The following is an 18,617-nucleotide window of genomic DNA, read 5'->3' on the forward strand; positions in this document are numbered from 1 at the left end:
CGATCATGCAGGAACCGCGGTGACAATCACATTGTCGCTGTAGTCCATCCGCTCGTCCAGCCACCTGCCGCCACAGGTGACCAGCTTGAGTTCGTGCGGGCCGGACCGGCGGAACAGGGCGCCGCCGTCGAATTTATCCTTGGCCATCATTTCCACTCCCACCACCCGGTAGGTAACCGGCGGGGCTCCGTCCCGGCCCACCCGGATGACGGTCCCGGCAGCGAGGGACTTCAATGCCGAAAACGGCGCCCGGTCCGAGGTGGTGTCGATATGGCCGGCAATGACGGCGGTTCCCTCCGCCGCGCCGGGGGCCGGACCGAATTTGTACCACGACGCCCGGTTGAAGGCCTCAGGAATTTCCATCACTCCCTCTGCGGAAACTCCCCCGGGCACCACCGGCATATCGATGGCCGTGCCCGCCACGGTCAAGGAGGTGGGCGCGGACACGGCCGGAGCTGCGGGCGCAGTGGCGGGCCGGACCGGGATACCCCCGGCAGGAGGAACAACCGGGCGGACGGGAACCGCAGTTCCGCCGGGACCGGTGGGAGTGGGCTCTTGTCCGGAGAGCGCCGGACCGGGAGAACCGGTCCCTGGCGACATAGTTGCCATCGGGGGGACCGCTTCTCCCCCTGGGTTGCCGGCTCCTCCGGAGCTGCCCAAACCGCAGCCGGACAGAACCAGCGCGGCAGCCACCAGCGCGGCGGCCCCGCCACCTGCCGCATGGCGCCGGCGGCAGTCCGGTGCCGTCGTCGAGCTTGCCGTCATTCCTAACGCCTCCCCTCCACGGTGCTTGTTGACCTTGGCAGGACCAGCCCAAGGGGCCCGTCCTTTGACGGGCCGGGCCCCTTGCGCTTACGTCCTTCGCGGATTCCGCGAGGCTACTGCCCCGCCCTCCGGGCACGGACCGTGCGGGCCGCGCCTACCGCGCCCGCGAGGAGGGCCAGTGCTGCCAGTCCGAATCCGGCCGTGGCTACGGCAGTACCCGCTCCGCCGGAACTCGCCGAACCGTTAAGCGCACCCGGCACCGAGCCCGGCGCCGAATGCAGGCCCTCGATGGTTTGCACGGCAAGTTTCAGGTTCTGGTCAGCCAGGCTCCCCCAGGCATAAACGATGGTGTGTGTTCCCTCGGCCACCGCCACGTCCGCCGGGCCTATCACCGGAGTGGTGGTGCCCGTGGCGGCCACTGCGGCCGGGACGGTGCCCGGATCGAGGGTGAGTGTCTTCTCGTTCGGGTTGGCCAAGTTGGTGATCACGGGGGTGGCGCCGGCCAGCACATCGACGGCTGGGGCGGCGGCGGCATGCCTGACTGTCAGTTTGCCTTTTCCGGCCGGGGTCTGGGACACATCATTGGTGAAGAGGCTGGCTGTCGGCTTGCCATCCGCACCCAGGTGGGCCGCGGCAGTGTAGTTCCCGTTGGCCGCAAGGTTGACGCTTACGGGACCAATGGCGGGTGCGGACGCGTCGGCGGCATCGGCCGCGGTGATCGCAATTTCGTAGCTGCCGGCCGGAAGCGCGAGCGGCCCGGCTAGGGTTCCCGGGGTGAAGTCATCAAGGGTACGGTTTCCGTTGACCCAGACGTCAACGGTCAGTCCGGGGACCCCGTGCAGCACGGAAAGCTGGGCGTCCCCGTCGGCTGCCTGGGCGGGACCGGCCAGAGCGATTGCGGCTGCAATGGCTGCTGCACCGGCGCCTGCGGCGAAGTATGTTTTGCGCATGTCCATCTCCTTGAACGGCCCGGCTGGCGGGCATTTTCTGCTGACACTCCTACTACCGGCCCAACCCCGGATTTGGATGCAGATTCATGGAGTTTTTTTGGTTCTGCGCGCTCCCCGCCTACGCGGGGGCGGCGGTGCTGGCCCGCACCACGAGCTCGGGCGGGACCACAGTTGAACTGACAGCGGCGCCGGACTCGATTTCCTTGAGCATGATGTCCATGCAGCGCCGTCCGAGTTCCTCGAAGTCCTGCCGGACGGTGGTCAGCGGCGGCGTGAAGTACCCCGCTTCCGGCTGGTCGTCGAAGCCCACCACGGAGACGTCGTCGGGCACTTTGATCCCCGCTTCCGTGAAGGCGCGCAGCAGGCCCAAAGCCATCTGGTCGTTGCCCACGAAGATGGCCGTCGCGGTGCGCCCGGACGCCAGCTTGCGGCCGATCGCGTAGCCGCTGCCTGCGCTCCAGTCCCCTTCCACCAACAGCGACTCCTCCAGCCCGGCCTCCCGGAGCGCGGCGCGCCAGCCCTCCGCACGCTCGGCGCCGTCAGTCCAGTCCGGCGGGCCCGCGATGTGCCCGATCTGCCGGTGGCCTTCCTTGATGAGATGTTCGACGGCGAGCCTGGCTCCCGCGCGCTGGTCCACCATCGCGCCGCTCACCGAGGCACTGCCGGCGGAGCCCACAGCCACCACGGGCACGGGAAGGTTCATCTGTTCCAGCACGGCCAGGGTGTCCGAATGCGGTACCAGCACGGCGATACCGTCCACGGCCTGGTCCATGAAATGGCCCACCGCGTTGGATATGGCGTCCCTGCCGACTTCCCGCAGCGCGGCGATACTGACGAAGTAGCCGGCGTTGCGTGCTGCCTGCTCGACGCCCAGGAGGGTATTGGCAGGGCCGTACTGCGAGAGTTCGCTGGCCAGCACGCCGATGGTCTGCGAGCGCCGGGTGACCAGGCTCCGGGCAGCGGTATTGCGCCGGTACCCCAGTTCGGCAATGGCCGCCTCCACCTTTTCCCGCGTCGCCTTGCTGACGTTGGGGTGGTTGTTCACCACCCGGGAAACGGTCTGGTGGGAGACGCCGGCTACCCTGGCCACGTCTTCCAGGCGCGGCATCCGGCCCTTGCTGGTATTTGCCATGTGCCTATTGTGCCTTTCGGCCGCGGCGGCAGCCTGTTTTGCAGCGCCAGCGGTGGGAACAAATCCTTGCGCGGCCCCCTGGTGATCGGAAGGATGAAGGTGATCCGCGCCTGCAAAGAAGGAGCCCGCCCAATGACCAAGTACCTGATCTCGTTCCCCAGTGGCGTCATGGACATCCCCGACGGCGGGCTGCAGGAAGTTGCCGACGCGGCCCATGCGGTGGTCCAGGAGGCAAAGGAAGCCGGTGTCTGGGTGTTTGGCGGGGGCATCGACGAGAGCGTCCCGCCCGTGATGGTCAGCGGCGACGGAGCAGTGCGCGAGGGCACCTACCCCCAGACAGCGCAGATCGAGGGCGGCTACACAATACTGGAGTTGCCCACGTACGACGCCGCCCTCCACTGGGCCTCCAAGATCGCCACCGCCTGCCGCTGCGCCCAGGAAGTGCGGGCCTTCCAATACGATCCCGCCAGCTGAACGCCGAACACGGCAGACACTGGGGCCCTGGAGCAGCGGTGGAGCTGGCGTTCCCATCTCGTTCCGTGGCGGGATACGGCGCAACGGGATAGTCGTGCGAGCCTGAATCCCAGCCTTAAAAGGAAAAGGCCCGCCTCACGGCGGACCTTCAAAACCTTCTGTGGGTGGGCCCTGTGGGGCTCGAACCCACGACCCACGGATTAAAAGTCCGATGCTCTACCAACTGAGCTAAAGGCCCCTGCCGGTCGGTCAGACACGCTGTGTCGTTCCGCCCGGCCCAGTCCATTTCTGGACGTTAATACTCTAACCCATGGTTCCGGCGTCTTTCGCACCTGGTCCGGGAGCCGCCGTCGTGCGCTTGTCCGGGACCAAAGGCACTTTCTGCGGGGACCGGGCGAACGCGAAGACGCTCGATTTCCGCTGCGGCACAGGAGTAGCGTGGGGGCATGAGCGAGCAAGCAGGAACCAGCCCCTACGGCGGCAGCAACCGGCACCACAAACCAAAGCCGTTCGCCCCAATGGATTTCGAGCCGTTCGCCGGCGGCGCCGATCCCGCCCGCGTCTCGGAGGCCGCCCACCTTGCCGCGCAGGCGCTGGTCCGCCATGGCCGGGACAGCGACGATCCCGTCATTACCGAACGCCTGGTGAAGCTCGCCGACGAGCAAGGCCTGGATGCCATTGCCGAGATGTGGGCCGAAAGCCCGGCCCGCTCCCTGCCCGGTGCGCTCTGGCGGCTCTACGCGCTCCGTGCCGCCACCGTCCGTGACCCCGAGCGGATATCTGTCTACTTCCGGGCCGGCCGGGACACGGCACAGGTGTCCAACGTGGTGGCCGGTGCCGCCGAGCCGCCGGGCGCTGATGAAATGCGCACCATGGCGGACGCCATCCTCTCAGGCGCGTTCGACGGCGATTTCGACGTCGCGCTGGAACGCTCGGCAGCTTTCTGCCGGGTGGTGGCCCTCGGCCAGGCCACGCTCGCGGACGGCGCCGAGCACGCCAATGAGGCCCACGCCAGCAAGCTGACCCGCAACTCGCACCAGCTGGTCAAGACCGCCGAAGACCTGGAACACGCCGCCAACGCGTGGCGCCTGGGCGAACTCGATTAGGCGCCGCCCTGATATTTTCCGCACCCGTCAACGGCCGGCTGTCAAGATTGACTTGGGCGGGGCGAAGTAGAAGACTGAAGCCGGTGCCGAGCCGCGAAACCCCCGGGCTTCAACAATTAGCCGCCTAGAGCGGCCTACCGCCGAGAGGCGTATCCGGTTCGGCACCATTTTTCTGCCCTCGTCCCGGCAGCCAATTCAAGGCACACTCTTTCGGGCCGGTAGAGTAGGCGACAGTTGCGCGTCGGCGTCAAGTCACACGGCAGCAACGCCCGCCTTGAACAGTCCCCGGAGACCGGTAAACACGTGAAGCTGCGCCTTTTTCCCCAGGAGCCCGCAGGGCTGAACCTCCTATCGCAGATGGCACAACAGATCGTGCTGGCCAGCGCAACCCTGGCCGAAATCCTTGGCGTACCCGCGGACGAACACGGCAAGCTCGTAGATCACATGCACAACCTCGAGGCCAAGTCCGCCGAGCTGCATTTCGCGCTGCTGACGCACATGCGCTCCAGCTTCGTGAACCCCCTCCCCCGCGAGGACATGTACGCCCTGTCCCGCTACCTCAACGAGGCCATGGAGAAGATGGACGCGGCCGCGGAACTGGTGGCCCTGTACAAGTTGGACCGCCTGCCCAAGCGGGCGGCCGACCAGCTGGAGATCATCAGCCGGCAGGCGGAGCTGACGGTTGATGCCATGCGCCGGCTCAATGACCTGGACGACCTCGAGGATTACTGGATCGAGATCCTGCGCCTTGCAAAACGCGCCGAACGCACCCACCGGGTGTGGGTTGCCGACATGATCGCCGACATGAAGTGGGCGCAGTACTCGCGCAACCGGGACATCGCCAACCAGCTGGTGGAGGTCACCAAGGACATGCGGCGGGTGGCCACCCAGGTAGGCAGCATCATCGTCAAGGAATCCTGACGTGGCCGCAGCCATCTTTGCTGGGGTGGTCCTGCTGGCCGCAGCGTTTGCCTTCCTGAACGGCTTCCGTGATGCCTCCACCTCGGTTGCCCTCGCCGTGCGGAACCGCGCACTCACGCCCAGCGTGGCCGTGCTCCTGGCTGCGTTCTTCAACTTCGTGGGCGCCCTGCTGAGCGCGATGCTTGCCGTTGCAGCCAGCCGGACCTGGATCAATCTCCCGGCCGGCCCGGGCGGCCTCGCCATCCTGGTGGCCGGCCTGGCCAGCGCCTGCGCCTGGGGCCTGCTGATGTGGCGCCGCGGCATCCCCGCCTCCTCCACCCATGCCCTGGTGGGCGGACTCGCAGGGGCGGGACTGGCCAGCCTTGCGGTGGGAGGCCCTGGGGTGGCCGGCGTGGACCAGTCGCTGCTGTTCCAGGTGGTCCTCCCGCTGGTGCTTTCCCCGCTCGTGGCCTACAGCGGATCCTTCCTGCTGGTCTATCCGGCCACCTGGGGAGCGCGCTACACCCAACCCAACGTGGTGAACCAGCGGTTCCGGAGGGCGCAGGCGATTGCCGCCGGCGCGGTGGCTTTCGGCCACGGCCTGCAGGACGGGCAGCGCGTCAGTGCCGTGCTGTTGCTGGCCCTGCTTGCGGCAGGGTACGCCGACGGCGGGATCCCCATCTGGGTGGCTTTGCTGTCGGCGGTGATGATGACAGCCGGGACGTTGTTCGGAGGATGGCGGATCTCGTACACCATCGGCTACAAGATCACCCGGATCGATCCCCTGCGCGGCTCCGTGGCGCAGACCTTCAGCGCGCTCATGCTCTTTGTGGGTGCCATCGGGTTGCACTGGCCGCTGTCCACCACCCACACCGTCACGGCGGGCACCCTGGGCGCGGGCGAGAACCAGCACTTTTCCGTGACCAACCGGAAGCTGGTCATCAGGATCATCTGGCTCTGGGTCCTGACGCCGGTAGCCACCTGCGCCTTGGCCTTCGTGCTGGCGCTGGCGCTGTCACCGCTGGCCAGGTAGCCGGGAACCGAAGAAGTGCGTGGCCCTAGATGGCAGCGGGTGCTGCGTCGGGGCCGAGCAGGATCGCGGCCAGCTCTTCGGCAGACAGGTTCGCCGCCGTGCAGAGTTCATCCCGGGCGACACCCGCAGAAGAAGCCTTCCGGACCGCCTGGCGCAGCGCTTCGAGGGCGCTGTCCAACTCCCACTGCTTGCCCTCGAGGTAGGAACTGGTCCGCCACACCTCCGTGAGCACATCCTCCGCATCCCCGGCCGCCGCTATTGCCTCCGGGTCGATTTGCGGGACGAGCGGCCCGCCCCCAAGGGTGGCGGCGAGTCCGGCGGCCGCGTCAAAGTCCTGCACGTGCACGGCGGGCTTCGCCGGTGCGCCCGCAGCGGGTACGGAAACCGTAAGCTGGGGGCCGGGGTTGCTGGCCGTCTGCGTCATGGCAAAACTCCTAAAGCTGGCTTACTACTAGTTTCAAAAGTATCTAGTTCAGCGTACTAAATGCTGTCGGAGTTCGCCACCACGGAGCAGCTGCCTACCCGAAGCGTCCCGAGACGTAGTCTTCGGTGGCCTTCTGCACCGGGTTGCTGAAGATGGTGTGGGTGTCACCGTACTCGATCAGCTTGCCCGGCTTGCCCGTGCCGGCAATGTTGAAGAAGGCCGTCTTATCGGAGACGCGGGCGGCCTGCTGCATGTTGTGGGTCACGATCACCACTGTGTACTGGTCCTTGAGCTCATTGATGAGGTCTTCAATGGCCAGGGTCGAAATCGGGTCCAGGGCGGAGCAGGGCTCGTCCATCAGGATCACCTGCGGCTCCACGGCGATGGCGCGGGCGATGCACAGCCGCTGCTGCTGGCCGCCGGAGAGGCCGGAGCCAGGCTTTTCGAGCCTGTCCTTGACCTCGTTCCAGAGGTTGGCGCCTTTGAGCGAGCGCTCCACCAGGACATCGGCCTCGCCCTTGGAGATCTTCTTGTTGTTCAGCTTGACGCCGGCCAGAACGTTGTCGCGGATGGACATGGTGGGGAACGGGTTGGGCCGCTGGAAAACCATTCCAATCTGCGAACGGACCGTCACAGGGTCCACGCCGGGGCCATAGAGGTTGTCGCCGTCCAGCAGCACCTCGCCTTCCACGCGGGCGCCGGGGATGACCTCGTGCATGCGGTTCAAGGTCCGCAGGAACGTGGACTTGCCACAGCCGGAGGGGCCGATGAACGCGGTGACGGACTTGGCCTCGATGTTGATGCTGACGTCCTCCACGGCGAGGAAATCGCCGTAATACACGTTCAGGTCCTTGACGTCGATGCGCTTAGACATGGTGTTCCTTCACTTACTGGGTATGGGTTGAAGTCTAGGATCCGCCACGGTGGGACGGAAGGCCGGGCCGGCGGCCTGGTTACCGGCCGGTCTTGGGGGCGAAGATCCTGGCAATCAGGCGGGCCGCCAGGTTCAGGACCATGACCAGGATGATCAGCACCAGTGCCGCGCCCCAGGCCCGCTGCGAGGACGGATCCGGGTTCGATGGCGAGGTGGGGTTCAGGATCTGGGTGTAGATGAACGTGGGCAGTGATGCCATCCACCCGCCGAATACATTGGAGTTGATGCTCGTGGCAAAGCCCGCGGTGACCAGGATGGGTGCCGTCTCGCCGATGACCCGGGCGATCGCCAGGGTGACGCCGGACGCGATGCCGGAAATCGCCGTCGGGATGACCACCTTGAGGATGGTCCGCCACTTGCGCACGCCCAGGGCGTAGGCGGCCTCGCGCAGTTCGTTGGGGACAATCTTGAGCATTTCCTCGCTCGAGCGGACCACCACGGGGATCATCAGGACAGAAAGGGCGACGGCGGCCACGGCACCGGTCTTGGTCCCCGGGCCCACCACCACGAAGAAGAATGCGGCGGCAAAGAGGCCGGCCACGATGGAGGGGATGCCGGTCATGACGTCCACGAAGAACGTGATGGCCTTGGCCAGGCGGCCGTCGTGGCCATACTCCACCAGGTAGATGGCCGTCAGCAGCCCCACGGGTACGGAGATGACGGTGGCCAGCAGGGTGATCTGTACGGTGCCCAGGATCGCGTGGTAGATGCCGCCCATGACCGGGCCACCACCCTCCACGGCCTTGTTGTCGAACGCGCCCGTGACGCCGTTCATGGAGGTGGTGAGGAAGCCGGGATCCAGGAGTCCCGGAATGCCGTTCACCAGCACCGTCCAGATCACCGAAACGAGCGGCAGGAGGGCCACCAGGAATGAGCCAACCACCAGGCAGGTGGCCAGCTTGTCCTTGGCCCTGCGGGAACCTTCCACCGCTGCGCTCCAGGACACCAGGCCGATGGCGAAGAGCAAGGCCGAGACCACTCCCCACCCGAACGCATTGAAGCCGATCAGGGCAAGGATGGCTGCGCCGACGATCAACGCCGCGGCAAGGACGGCGTAGGGGGCGTATTTGGGCAGCTGGCCCTTGGTGAGCGCGGACCGCTTGCTGCGGACCGGGGTAAGCGTGGAGGTCATTTAGTTGGCTCCCGAGAATTCTTTGTGCCGGGTGATGACCCAGCGGGCGATCATGTTCACGGCCAGGGTGATGACGAACAGGACCAGGCCGGCGGCGATCAGGGTGCTGACCTTGATGCCGCTGGCTTCCGGGAAGTTCAGGGCGATCTCGGCCGCGATGGTCTGGTTGCCGGACTGGATCAGGCTGGCGGTCAGGGCGCCGGAGGACAGGACCAGGGCAACGGCCATGGTTTCGCCCAGTGCGCGGCCCAGACCCAGCATGATTGCGCTGATGATGCCCGGGCGGGCGAAGGGCAGCACGGCCATCTTGATCATTTCCCAGCGGGTGGCACCGAGCGCCAGTGCCGCCTCCTCGTGCAGCTTGGGGGTCTGCAGGAAAATCTCCCGGGACAGCGAGGTGATGATGGGCAGGACCATGACAGACAGGACGATGCCCGCAGTGAGGATGGTCTTGCCGGTGGTGGAGGCGGGGCCCTGGAAGATGGGAAGCCAGCCCATGTTCTCCGCGAGCCATCCGTAGGCGGGAGAGATCTGCTTGGCCAGGAACGCCGCGCCCCAGGCGCCATAGACCACGGAGGGGATGGCGGCGAGCAGGTCCACGACGTAACCGAGTCCGGAGGCGAGCCGGCGCGGCGCAAAGTGCGAGATGAAGAGGGCTACTCCGATGGCCACCGGGGTGGCGATCACCAGCGCGATGACGGCGGCGATCAGGGTCCCAATGACAATGGGCCAGATGTAGGCGAAGAAGCCCTGTCCGCCCTGGATCTTGTCGGCGGGAGCGGTCAGCGCGGGAATTGCCTGGACCACCAGGAAGAGTGCGACGCCGAAGAGGACGGCGAGGATCAGGCAGCCGGCGGCCAGTGCGGCCCCGGAGAAGACTTTGTCCCCGGTGCGTCCGGCGCCCTGTGAACTGGTCAGGGAGGTGGCGGTCATTCGACGGCCCTTCGATTCGTTGCTGGATTAAGGAAGCAGGGTGCAAAGCCAAGTTCCCCGCACTGCCTTCCGGCAGGCGGGGAACCCGGTTTTGCGGCGATGGTTAGGACTTGACCTTGATCGAGTCGATGGCCTTGGCGGCCTTGGCTGCGAGGTCGGAGGACAGCGGAGCGGACTTGGCCGAGTCCGCGGCGGCCTTCTGGCCCTCAGCGGAAACTACGTAGTGCTCGAAAGCCTTGACCAGGTCAACGGTCTCCTGCTTGTCGTACGTGGTGCACAGGACGTGGAAGGACACCAGGACGATCGGGTAGGCGCCGGCGATGGTGGTCTTGCGGTCCAGCTTGATGGAGAGGTCGTTGGCGGCGCGGCCGTCAACGGGCTTGCCGGCGTCCACTGCCTTGGCGGCGGCATCGGCGGAGATCTTGGTGAAGGAATCGCCCACCTTGATCTGTGCAACGCCCAGCTTGCCGCTCACGGCGGAGTCGTCGGCGTAGGTCACGGCGCCGGGGGTGTCCGTCACGGTCTTGACCACGCCGGAGGTGCCCTTGGCGTTCTCGCCCTGGAGGCTGGCGGGCCAGACACCGGCGGCCTTGTCCGTCCAGACGTCGGAGGCTGCGGCGGACAGGTAGTCCGTGAAGTTCTGGGTGGTGCCGGAGTCGTCCGAGCGGTTCACCGGGGTGACCTTGAGGTCGGGCAGCGAGACGCCCGCGTTGAGGGCAGCGATCGCGGGGTCGTTCCACTTGGCGATCTGGCCGCGGAAGATCTTGGCGACGGTGGTGGCGTCCAGCTTCAGGTCGGTGACACCGGGAACGTTGAAGGCCACGGCGATCGGGGAGATGTAGACGGGGACGTTGATGGCGCCGTCGGGGCCGCACACGGACTTGGAGGAGGCGTATTCGTCATCCTTCAGGTAGGCATCCGAACCGGCGAACTGGGCCGAGCCGTCGAGGATTGCCTTGCGGCCGGCACCGGAACCGTCCGGGGAGTACTGCACGCTCGCGCCGGAGTTGGCGGAGGCGAAGTTCGTCTTCCATGCGTCCATGGCCGCACCCTGCGCAGAGGAACCGATGCCGGTCAGCGTGCCGGTGACCTTGGTGCCGGACGAAGCCTGGTTGCCTGCAGGCGCGGTGCCCGTGGCGTTGTCTGAACCGCAGGCGGACAGCGCGAGTGCGCCCGCAGCGATAACAGCGATAGCCGCGTGGCGGCCGAAGCGAAGTGCCTTCACTAGATGTACCCCTTCCAGGGTTATTCAGGTGCGGGACAGGGACGGAGAACCCTGCTGCGCGATGCGTACGTTGTGTACCTTCAAGAAAGTTATGGGCCGCAGGTAACGGGATGGGCTGTCCAAAGTGAACGGATGATTAACGACGGCGGGATATTGGCTGACAAATGCCGGGTCACCATTGCGCAGATCACATCCGCAGCCGTAGTGGAGCCGTGCCCGGCAGTGGACGGGCACTGAATAGACTTGACCGCATGGCCATCCCAGCAGGACTCTCAGCAGGCCGGCGGTTCCTGCGCACCCGCATCCGGACCGGGCTGATCCGCAGCCGCAACTCCTTCGTCCCAGCCATCCAGATGACCATCTGCGCCGTCGGCGCCTACGCTTTCGCGGAGTACGTCCTGGGCCATTCCGGGCCCCTGTTCGCCGCCACGTCCTCGCTGATCGCGCTCGGGTTTTCCCGGGAGCCGCGGCTGCGCAGGGTGATGGAGGTGGGCCTGGGCTGCACCATCGGCATCGCCGTGGGCGACCTGCTCCTGCACTGGCTGGGCGGCGAAATCTGGGTGGCCGCCGTCGTGCTTCTCTTCTCCATCCTGCTGGCCCGGTTCCTGGACAGCGGAAACATCTTCACCACCCAGTTGGCACTCCAGTCGCTGCTGGTGGTGCTGCTGCCGGCACCGTCCGGGGGCCCGTTCACCCGGAGTATCGACGCCGTGGTGGGCGGCCTGTGCGCGCTGCTGGTAACCATCCTGGTGCCCAAGGACCCCCGCCGTGAGCCACGCCGCGACGTCCAGAAACTGCTGCATGAACTGGCCGAGGTCCTGCGTGAATGCGCAGGTGCGCTGGCGAACAGCGATTCCACGCAGGCGTGGCACGCGCTGATCCGCGGCAGGAACTGCCAGCCCCTGGTGGATGCCATGCGGCAGTCCCTTCGGGCGTCAGGGGAAGTGGCCACGCTGGCGCCGGCCTACCGGCGGCACCGCGACGAGCTGGAACGGCTGAAGCAGTCGCTGGACTTCATCGACCTGGCGCTGCGGAACAGCCGCGTCTTCGCGCGGCGGCTGACCAGCGCCATCAACCACACCGCCCTCTCGGACGAGGCAACAGACAGCATTGCCGGGGTGCTCCAGGAGACGGCTGCCGCCATTGATGAGCTCTCGCTGGGCCTGGCGGAAACGCACGACGGCGTCCGGCGCGCCCACCTGCGCACGGCCCGGCGCGACCTCAGTGAGATAGCGCTGCGGCTGCACCCGAAGCTGTTGGAGGTCCAGCGGCTGGAGGGCGAAACGGTGGTCATGCTGTTCCGCCCCCTCATGGTGGACCTGCTTGAAGCAACAGGCATGGACGCGGCCGAGGCACGGGACATCCTGCCCGCGCTGTAAGAACCGGCGGCTAAGCCTGGGCCCATGGCCGCAGGGTTCCCCGGCCGGGCTTGCGAGGTCCGGGAGCGCGTGGGGACGAAGGCCGCGTCGACGCTGATGTCAGTGGCCGCCGCTAGGGTTGAACCCATGGCAACAAAGACTTCCCGGGCATCAAAGGCGCCCGCCTATAAATGCGCCGAATGCGGCTGGACCACCGCCAAATGGGTGGGCCGCTGCGGCGAGTGCCAGGCGTGGGGCACCGTCGAGGAAACGGGCACCGCGGTGGCCCGGACCACGGCCGCCACAACGGTGCTGGAACCGGCGCATCGTATCGCGGATGTTGACGCCACTACGGCGGCGTTCCTGCCCACCGGCGTGGACGAGCTGGACCGCGTCCTGGGCGGCGGGCTGGTTCCCGGCGCGGTGATCCTGCTGGCGGGTGAACCCGGCGTGGGCAAGTCGACGCTGCTCCTGGACGTGGCGGCCAAGTTCGCCCGGACAGCCCAGGACGTCCTCTACGTCACCGGGGAGGAGTCGGCAGCCCAGGTGAAGCTGCGCGCGGAGCGGATCGACGCCGTCGCGGAGTCCCTCTACTTGTCCGCGGAGACAGACTTGGGCCAGGCACTGGGCCAGGTGGAACAAATTGAACCGCGGCTGCTGATCGTGGACTCCGTGCAGACCCTCAGCAGTGCGGACGTTGATGGCAGTGCCGGCGGCGTTTCCCAGGTGCGCGAGGTGGCGGCATCGATCATTGCCGCGGCCAAGCGGCGGAACATGACCACTTTGCTGGTGGGGCATGTCACCAAAGACGGTTCGATCGCCGGGCCGCGGCTCCTGGAACACCTGGTGGATGTAGTGTGCCAGTTCGAGGGCGAGCGGCACTCCCGGCTGCGGATGCTGCGCGCCGTGAAGAACCGCTACGGACCCACCGATGACGTGGGCTGCTTCGACCTCAACGAAAACGGAATCGAGGGCCTCGCCGATCCCAGCGGGCTGTTCGTCAGCCGCACCAAGGACCCTGTTTCGGGCACTTGCATCACGGTCACCATGGAGGGGCGCCGTCCCCTGCTCGCCGAGGTTCAATCACTCCTGGCCGAAAGTCCCAACGCGCAGCCGCGCCGGGCCACCAGCGGCCTGGACAGTTCACGGGTGTCAATGCTGCTGGCGGTACTGCAGCAGCGAGCGGGAACCATGCTGCACAAGGACGATTCCTACGTCGCCACCGTTGGCGGCGTCAAGCTCAGCGAACCGGCCACGGACCTCGCCGTGGCCCTCGCAGTAGCATCGGCGAAGGCCCGCAAACCGCTGCCCATCCGGCTGATTGCTTTTGGCGAGGTGGGGCTGGCCGGCGAAGTCCGTCCGGTACCGGGGATCAACCAGCGCATCCAGGAGGCCCACCGGTTGGGATTCACGCACGCTGTGGTCCCCGCCAGCCACACGGGGCCCGGTCCCGTGCCCGCCGGTTTCTCAGTGCGGGAAGTGGAACACCTGACGGAGGCGCTGAGCCTTTTGATCGGGTGACCGCATGCCAATAAACCCGCCGCCCACCGTGAGAACCTGCATTCACCCGGGTACTGTGGCTGCAGGACCTTCTTGCAAACGGAGGCATGACATTTCTGTGCTGGGGGCAGCGTGGTAATCCGGGAACCGCAGGGCACCACCGATGTGCCCGGCCTGGCGCGCATTGCGCTGCCCGAACCAGTGGTGTCGGACCGGCTTGACGGGCTCTTCGGTGGGCTGAGCGCCCGGCAACGGGTGATGGCCAGCCAACTGCCCGTCAGCCTGACCGTGGCACTGGTGGTGGTGGCGGCCGCCGTGTTCAGCCCGTGGACCCTCACGGACAGCAGGTTCCTGAACGCTTTGCTGTTCCACCTGGCGATCGCCGCAGCGTGCGTCGCCGTCCCGTGGGGACGGCTCCCGTCCGGAGCATTCGCCGCCATCCCGCTTCTTGACTGCCTCGCCATCGGCTTTACCCGCGAGGCCGGCGGGCCGCCGTTCAGTGTCCTGAGCCTGATGCTGGTATTCCCCGTCATTTGGCTCTCGGCCCAGGTCCGGCCGTACATGCCCGCCCTCGCCATTGGCGGGACCGTCCTCAGCACCGTGGTCCCGGCAGCAGCACTGGGGTCGCCGCCTGTGGCCGGCTCGATGATCCGTGTCCTCATCCTGCCCCTGGTCATGTCCGTTATGGCCGTAACCGCGCACGTGGTGGCCACCACCATCCGCCGGCACCGGACCAAGCTGATGGACAGCGAGTATCACCTTGGCCGGACGCTGGACGAAAGCGTCCGGCGCCAGAACCTGCTTGATGCAGTGCTCGGCGCCGTGGGCGTAGGCGTGTGGGTGGTGGACCGCAACGGCAACACGGTGCTGACGAACAAGACCCTGCAGTCCGATCCCGCGCTGGCCGGCCTTGTTGCAGTGGGCGGCGGACATACCCAGTTGCTGGCGGCAGACCGCACCACCCCTGTTCCGGCCGGTTCACGTCCTGCTGAGCGCGCCGCCGTCGGGGAAGTGTTCATGGACGAGCTCTACTGGGCCGGACCGGCGGACGGCCAGCGCGCCTATTCAGTGAGCTCACATGGCTTTCCTGCTGCCGGCGGCCAGGAAGCCGGTGGGGTCATCACCTTCGCGGACGTGACCGAGCTGATCAGCGCCCTGGCTGCCAAGGACGACTTCGTGGCCACCGTTTCGCACGAGCTGCGGACTCCCCTGACCTCAATCCTCGGCTACCTCGAACTGGTCCTCGACGAGCCTGGCCACGACGACATCCGGGCAGAACTGCTGGTGGTCCGGCGCAACGCTGACCACCTGATGGGCCTGGTCAACGACCTCATTGCCGTGGCCTCCGAACGCGTGGAGCTGTCCCTGGAGGAGACGGACCTTGCCCAGCTGGTGAGCCGCGCGGTTGACGCCGCACTGCCCCGCGCGGCCGGGAACGGCCTGCAGGTGAAGCTCGAGGTGGAACAGCCGCTCCCCGTGCGCGCAGACCCGGCCAGGATCAGCCAGGTCCTGCACAACCTGCTGTCCAACGCCGTCAAATACTCCCCGGACGGTGGGCTCATCACCGCCACCGCTGCCAGGACCGAGGCCGGGCTGGTTTGTTCCATCACGGACACCGGCGTGGGCATGAGCGAAGAAGAGCAGGAGCAGGCATTTACCAAGTTCTTCCGCTCCGCGCGCTCGCGGTCCACCGCCATACCGGGGGCAGGGTTGGGATTGCCGGTCAGCAAGACCATCGTGGAAGGCCACGGCGGATCGATCAGCCTGGCCAGCGAACCCGGTGCGGGCACCAGCGCCACTTTCATCCTGCCGGAATCATGAGCCGCCCGGGGCGGCGATCAGGAACCGGAGCCGGTCAACCAGTTCGAGACGTCACTGCGCAGCACCAAAAGGGGCCCGCCGGTTGAGCTGACGTTGCCGTTTGCCACGTAGTAGCCGCGGCCGGATCCCGTTCCCCCGGCGGCACGGTCCAGCGCTTCCACCAGGTGCCGCGGCAGGTGGCCCTGCGGACCCAGGCTGCGGAGTTCAGCAACTTCCTCCGGCGTAAGCCGTCCCAAAACCTCAGCAATATTGGCCATGACCGGGTCCCTTCGAGCAGAGTGCCTGAAGGAATAACCTAAAGCAGGGCCGTGAATACCACGTTAACATCGGACGGCGATTGAGCGTCGTCAACAACAGCCGGGAAGGAACCCAAATGCCGGTTCGAAGTGCAGGCATCCTGCTGTACCAGCGGCCTCAGGGCCACGCGGTCGGCCCCGGCGATGGGCTGCAGGTGTGGATCGCCCACATGGGCGGCCCGTTCTGGAGCAGTAAGGACGCCCATGCCTGGTCCATCCCCAAAGGGGAGTACTCCGACGGCGAGGATGCACTGGCCGCGGCGCAGCGCGAATTCGCCGAGGAAATGGGCGTCCCCGCCCCTGACGCCGAATACCGCCTGTTGGGTGAATTCCGGCAGTCGTCGGGAAAAATCATTACCGTCTTCGCAGCCGAGGCCGGGTTTTCACCGGAAGCCATCCGCAGCAACACCTTCCCCCTTGAATGGCCCAAGGGATCGGGAAAGATCCAGCACTACCCCGAGATCGACGACGCCCGGTGGTTCCCGGAGCAAGAGGCCCGGCTCAAACTCGTGAAGGGCCAGCTGCCCGCCCTGGACGCGCTGCTCCAGGACCTTTCACCGGCTTAGGCAGGAGCTTGCAGCTGTTCCTTGGCCCGGCCCTGACGGCGGCCACTGACATTACGATGCCCGGCTAAGCTAAGTCGTTACCTTTTGATACCCGGAGGGCATCATGTTCACGTTCGACCAACTGGCCGGCTTCATCGCCGTAGCGGAGGAGCTGCACTTCGGCAGGGCTGCCGAGCGGCTGAACATGACGCAGCCTCCCCTGAGCCGGCAGATCCAAAAGCTGGAGAAGATCGTCGGGGCCGAGCTGCTGGAGCGGGACAACCGCAAGGTGGAGCTCACCTCCGCCGGCCGGACGTTCCTGGACGAGGCCCGACGGCTCATGGCGCTGGCCGAACGCGCACCTGCAACGGCCCGCCGGATCGCGTCCGGACGCTCGGGCGTGCTGCGGATCGGTTTCACGGCAGCCAGCGGCTTCAGCATTCTTGGCCCCGTGCTGGACGAGCTGTCACGCATCATCCCCGACGTCGATATCGAGCTGCAGGAACTGGTCACCGGCGAGCAACTTGCGGGGCTGCTGACCGGCGAACTGGACCTGGGCCTCGCCCGCCCACCCTTCGACCGTGCCACCTTTGACTCGCGCCTGCTTTACCGGGAATCCATGGTGCTTGCCGTACCGGAAGGTCACCGGCTCGCACTCCTGGACCGGCCGGTCACCGCGGACGACCTCAACGACGAGCCACTGATCATGTACTCCCCCACCCAGGCCCGATATTTCTACGACCTCGTCGTCCGCATGTTCCCCGTCCGGCACGCCAACGTGGTGCATACGGTCAGCCAGATCCTCACCATGGTTTCGCTGGTGGCCGCAAAGCGGGGTCTGGCCTTCGTTCCCCACTCGGCCACCACGCTGGGCATAGTCGGCGTCGGCTTCCTGCCACTGGCGGGCGGGAGCCGCGAGCCAGTGGAACTGCACGCCCTGTGGAACCGGCGGATCACCAACCCCGCGCTCTCCCGCCTGCTCCGGGACCTGGAATTCGCCACGGAATAACTGCGCTTCCCGGGTCCGGCACAAGGCACGCGGATTCATTCATCTATGCCTCAAAGGTATCAAAGCATCCAAAAAAGCACTTGGACAGGCATCAATGACGGTCCCTAGGCTGGAGAAAACCACCCAGACCCGCCGCCCGCGGCAACACACCGGAGGACCCCATGGCAAGGTACACACCCCAGGAACTGGCGGACACCCTCAAGGAAGGACTGCTGTCCTTTCCCGTCACCTCGTTCGATGCAAACTTGGCGTTCGACGAGGAGAACTACCGCAAGCACCTGGCGTGTCAGGCAAGCTTCCCGGTAGCCGGCCTGTTCGCTGCGGGCGGCACCGGCGAAGGCTTCTCCCTCACCCCGGCCGAATCGGAACGTGTGGTGCGCACCGCCGTCGACGAAGTGGGAGCCCGGGTCCCCGTGCTGGCATCGGCCGGCGGGTCCACCGCCCAAGCCATCGAAAACGCCAAGGCGGCAGAAGCCGCCGGCGCAGAAGGCATCCTGCTGCTGCCGCCCTACCTGACCGAAGCAGACCAGGAAGGGCTGGCCGGACACGTCAGTGCCGTCTGCCGCGCAACCTCGCTCGGCGTCATCATCTACAACCGCGCCAACGCCATCTACAAGGACACCACCGTGGCGACCCTGGCCGAACGGCACCAGAACCTGATCGGGTTCAAGGACGGCGTCGGAGACCTGGAACATGACGCCCGCGTCTACGCCAAGCTCGGTGACCGGCTCTTCTACCTGGGCGGCCTGCCCACCGCGGAAACGTTCGCCCTGCCCCTGCTGCAGCTGGGGATGAGCACCTACTCGAGCGCCATGTACAACTTCGTCCCGCAGTTCGCGCTGGATTTCTACCAGGACGTCCGCAACAACGACCGCGCCGCCGTCAACAAGAAGCTCAACGAGTTCGTGGTCCCCTACCTGGACATCCGCGACCGCGTGAAAGGCTACTCGGTGTCCATCGTGAAGGGCGGCCTGGACGCCATCGGCCGGTCGGCAGGGCCGGTGCGCACGCCGCTGCAGAACCTGGCTCCGCAGGACCTCGCGGACCTCAAAGCCCTGATCGCCACCGTTTCCTGAGAGA

The 18,617-nt window shown here is 66.6% G+C and carries 19 protein-coding genes and 1 tRNA gene; 10 read left to right on the top strand and 10 right to left on the bottom strand.

The window, feature by feature from the left end; genetic code table 11:
- Positions 1-3: 3 nt before the first annotated feature.
- The 3 genes from QRM96_RS05160 to QRM96_RS05170 form a co-directional block, all read right to left on the bottom strand.
- Positions 4-447: a class F sortase gene (locus QRM96_RS05160; RefSeq protein ID WP_285318693.1), complete on the bottom strand. Its 444-nt coding sequence runs from the start codon at positions 445-447 to the stop codon at positions 4-6.
- 431 nt (positions 448-878) lie between these two features.
- Complete coding sequence (locus tag QRM96_RS05165) at positions 879-1,715, bottom strand: DUF4397 domain-containing protein (RefSeq protein ID WP_285318694.1); 837 nt, start codon at positions 1,713-1,715, stop codon at positions 879-881.
- A gap of 118 nt (positions 1,716-1,833) precedes the next feature.
- A complete protein-coding gene (locus tag QRM96_RS05170) occupies positions 1,834-2,847 on the bottom strand; it encodes a LacI family DNA-binding transcriptional regulator (protein ID WP_109044035.1) in 1,014 nt (337 codons plus the stop codon).
- 132 nt (positions 2,848-2,979) lie between these two features.
- Between QRM96_RS05170 and QRM96_RS05175 the strand changes: the two genes are divergently transcribed.
- Entirely contained in the window at positions 2,980-3,321 is a 342-nt protein-coding gene (locus tag QRM96_RS05175) for a YciI family protein (RefSeq protein WP_109044036.1), read from the top strand.
- A 165-nt stretch (positions 3,322-3,486) separates the two neighbouring features.
- On the opposite strand, the gene QRM96_RS05180 is transcribed toward QRM96_RS05175, so the two are convergent.
- Positions 3,487-3,559 (bottom strand) — tRNA-Lys (locus tag QRM96_RS05180).
- A 208-nt stretch (positions 3,560-3,767) separates the two neighbouring features.
- Here QRM96_RS05180 and QRM96_RS05185 point away from each other — a divergent pair.
- The 3 genes from QRM96_RS05185 to QRM96_RS05195 all read left to right on the top strand — a co-directional run bounded on the left by QRM96_RS05185 (position 3,768) and on the right by QRM96_RS05195 (position 6,360).
- Positions 3,768-4,427 (top strand): hypothetical protein, encoded by a 660-nt coding sequence (locus tag QRM96_RS05185; RefSeq protein WP_018763206.1) that lies wholly within the window; start codon positions 3,768-3,770, stop codon positions 4,425-4,427.
- A 303-nt stretch (positions 4,428-4,730) separates the two neighbouring features.
- Positions 4,731-5,348 carry a DUF47 domain-containing protein gene (locus QRM96_RS05190; protein ID WP_026264994.1) on the top strand — a complete coding sequence of 206 codons (618 nt, stop codon included), beginning with the start codon at positions 4,731-4,733 and terminating at the stop codon, positions 5,346-5,348.
- Between the two features lies 1 nt (position 5,349).
- Positions 5,350-6,360 (top strand): inorganic phosphate transporter, encoded by a 1,011-nt coding sequence (locus QRM96_RS05195; protein WP_109044037.1) that lies wholly within the window; start codon positions 5,350-5,352, stop codon positions 6,358-6,360.
- A gap of 25 nt (positions 6,361-6,385) precedes the next feature.
- Here QRM96_RS05195 and QRM96_RS05200 read toward each other — a convergent pair whose 3' ends face one another.
- The 5 genes from QRM96_RS05200 to pstS all read right to left on the bottom strand — a co-directional run bounded on the left by QRM96_RS05200 (position 6,386) and on the right by pstS (position 11,008).
- Positions 6,386-6,784 (bottom strand): hypothetical protein, encoded by a 399-nt coding sequence (locus tag QRM96_RS05200; RefSeq protein ID WP_109044038.1) that lies wholly within the window; start codon positions 6,782-6,784, stop codon positions 6,386-6,388.
- Positions 6,785-6,878: 94 nt separating this feature from the next.
- Positions 6,879-7,658, bottom strand: a complete 780-nt coding sequence (pstB, locus tag QRM96_RS05205; RefSeq protein WP_018763202.1) for a phosphate ABC transporter ATP-binding protein PstB — start codon at positions 7,656-7,658, stop codon at positions 6,879-6,881.
- A 79-nt stretch (positions 7,659-7,737) separates the two neighbouring features.
- A complete protein-coding gene (gene pstA, locus QRM96_RS05210; protein ID WP_018763201.1) occupies positions 7,738-8,850 on the bottom strand; it encodes a phosphate ABC transporter permease PstA in 1,113 nt (370 codons plus the stop codon).
- Entirely contained in the window at positions 8,851-9,783 is a 933-nt protein-coding gene (gene pstC / locus QRM96_RS05215; RefSeq protein ID WP_018763200.1) for a phosphate ABC transporter permease subunit PstC, read from the bottom strand.
- Positions 9,784-9,886: 103 nt separating this feature from the next.
- Positions 9,887-11,008, bottom strand: coding sequence for a phosphate ABC transporter substrate-binding protein PstS (gene pstS / locus QRM96_RS05220; protein WP_018763199.1), 1,122 nt, complete (start codon positions 11,006-11,008; stop codon positions 9,887-9,889).
- A 251-nt stretch (positions 11,009-11,259) separates the two neighbouring features.
- On the opposite strand from pstS, the gene QRM96_RS05225 reads away from it, so the two are divergent.
- From QRM96_RS05225 to QRM96_RS05235, 3 genes are all read left to right on the top strand, one after another.
- Complete coding sequence (locus tag QRM96_RS05225; protein ID WP_285318697.1) at positions 11,260-12,387, top strand: FUSC family protein; 1,128 nt, start codon at positions 11,260-11,262, stop codon at positions 12,385-12,387.
- 126 nt (positions 12,388-12,513) lie between these two features.
- Positions 12,514-13,887 (top strand): DNA repair protein RadA, encoded by a 1,374-nt coding sequence (gene radA, locus QRM96_RS05230; RefSeq protein ID WP_285318699.1) that lies wholly within the window; start codon positions 12,514-12,516, stop codon positions 13,885-13,887.
- Positions 13,888-13,998: 111 nt separating this feature from the next.
- The gene (locus tag QRM96_RS05235) at positions 13,999-15,687 is read left to right on the top strand and encodes a sensor histidine kinase (protein ID WP_285318701.1); all 1,689 of its coding nucleotides are present in this window, start codon (positions 13,999-14,001) and stop codon (positions 15,685-15,687) included.
- 17 nt (positions 15,688-15,704) lie between these two features.
- Here the strand turns inward: QRM96_RS05235 and QRM96_RS05240 are convergent, their stop codons facing one another.
- Complete coding sequence (locus QRM96_RS05240) at positions 15,705-15,944, bottom strand: hypothetical protein (RefSeq protein WP_285318703.1); 240 nt, start codon at positions 15,942-15,944, stop codon at positions 15,705-15,707.
- A gap of 116 nt (positions 15,945-16,060) precedes the next feature.
- Here QRM96_RS05240 and QRM96_RS05245 point away from each other — a divergent pair, with 116 nt between their 5' ends.
- The 3 genes from QRM96_RS05245 (at position 16,061) to kdgD (ending at position 18,613) form a co-directional block, all read left to right on the top strand.
- The gene (locus tag QRM96_RS05245; RefSeq protein ID WP_285318705.1) at positions 16,061-16,549 is read left to right on the top strand and encodes an NUDIX hydrolase; all 489 of its coding nucleotides are present in this window, start codon (positions 16,061-16,063) and stop codon (positions 16,547-16,549) included.
- Positions 16,550-16,652: 103 nt separating this feature from the next.
- Positions 16,653-17,537 (top strand): LysR family transcriptional regulator, encoded by an 885-nt coding sequence (locus tag QRM96_RS05250; protein WP_285318707.1) that lies wholly within the window; start codon positions 16,653-16,655, stop codon positions 17,535-17,537.
- 161 nt (positions 17,538-17,698) lie between these two features.
- Positions 17,699-18,613, top strand: coding sequence for a 5-dehydro-4-deoxyglucarate dehydratase (gene kdgD, locus QRM96_RS05255; protein ID WP_285318709.1), 915 nt, complete (start codon positions 17,699-17,701; stop codon positions 18,611-18,613).
- Positions 18,614-18,617 lie beyond the last annotated feature (4 nt).

This window comes from Pseudarthrobacter sp. lyk4-40-TYG-27, from assembly GCF_030209295.1.
Taxonomy (GTDB): domain Bacteria; phylum Actinomycetota; class Actinomycetes; order Actinomycetales; family Micrococcaceae; genus Arthrobacter.

Bases quoted from the DNA above. Each gene is read 5' to 3' on its own strand.
- radA (WP_285318699.1), top strand. From the start codon at position 12,514: ATGGCAACAAAGACTTCCCGGGCATCAAAGGCGCCCGCCTATAAATGC.
- QRM96_RS05225 (WP_285318697.1), top strand. From the start codon at position 11,260: ATGGCCATCCCAGCAGGACTCTCAGCAGGCCGGCGGTTCCTGCGCACC.
- QRM96_RS05175 (WP_109044036.1), top strand. From the start codon at position 2,980: ATGACCAAGTACCTGATCTCGTTCCCCAGTGGCGTCATGGACATCCCC.
- QRM96_RS05200 (WP_109044038.1), bottom strand. From the start codon at position 6,784: ATGACGCAGACGGCCAGCAACCCCGGCCCCCAGCTTACGGTTTCCGTA.
- pstA (WP_018763201.1), bottom strand. From the start codon at position 8,850: ATGACCTCCACGCTTACCCCGGTCCGCAGCAAGCGGTCCGCGCTCACC.
- QRM96_RS05185 (WP_018763206.1), top strand. From the start codon at position 3,768: ATGAGCGAGCAAGCAGGAACCAGCCCCTACGGCGGCAGCAACCGGCAC.
- QRM96_RS05170 (WP_109044035.1), bottom strand. From the start codon at position 2,847: ATGGCAAATACCAGCAAGGGCCGGATGCCGCGCCTGGAAGACGTGGCC.
- kdgD (WP_285318709.1), top strand. From the start codon at position 17,699: ATGGCAAGGTACACACCCCAGGAACTGGCGGACACCCTCAAGGAAGGA.
- QRM96_RS05165 (WP_285318694.1), bottom strand. From the start codon at position 1,715: ATGCGCAAAACATACTTCGCCGCAGGCGCCGGTGCAGCAGCCATTGCA.
- QRM96_RS05250 (WP_285318707.1), top strand. From the start codon at position 16,653: ATGTTCACGTTCGACCAACTGGCCGGCTTCATCGCCGTAGCGGAGGAG.
- pstB (WP_018763202.1), bottom strand. From the start codon at position 7,658: ATGTCTAAGCGCATCGACGTCAAGGACCTGAACGTGTATTACGGCGAT.
- QRM96_RS05240 (WP_285318703.1), bottom strand. From the start codon at position 15,944: ATGGCCAATATTGCTGAGGTTTTGGGACGGCTTACGCCGGAGGAAGTT.
- pstC (WP_018763200.1), bottom strand. From the start codon at position 9,783: ATGACCGCCACCTCCCTGACCAGTTCACAGGGCGCCGGACGCACCGGG.
- QRM96_RS05245 (WP_285318705.1), top strand. From the start codon at position 16,061: ATGCCGGTTCGAAGTGCAGGCATCCTGCTGTACCAGCGGCCTCAGGGC.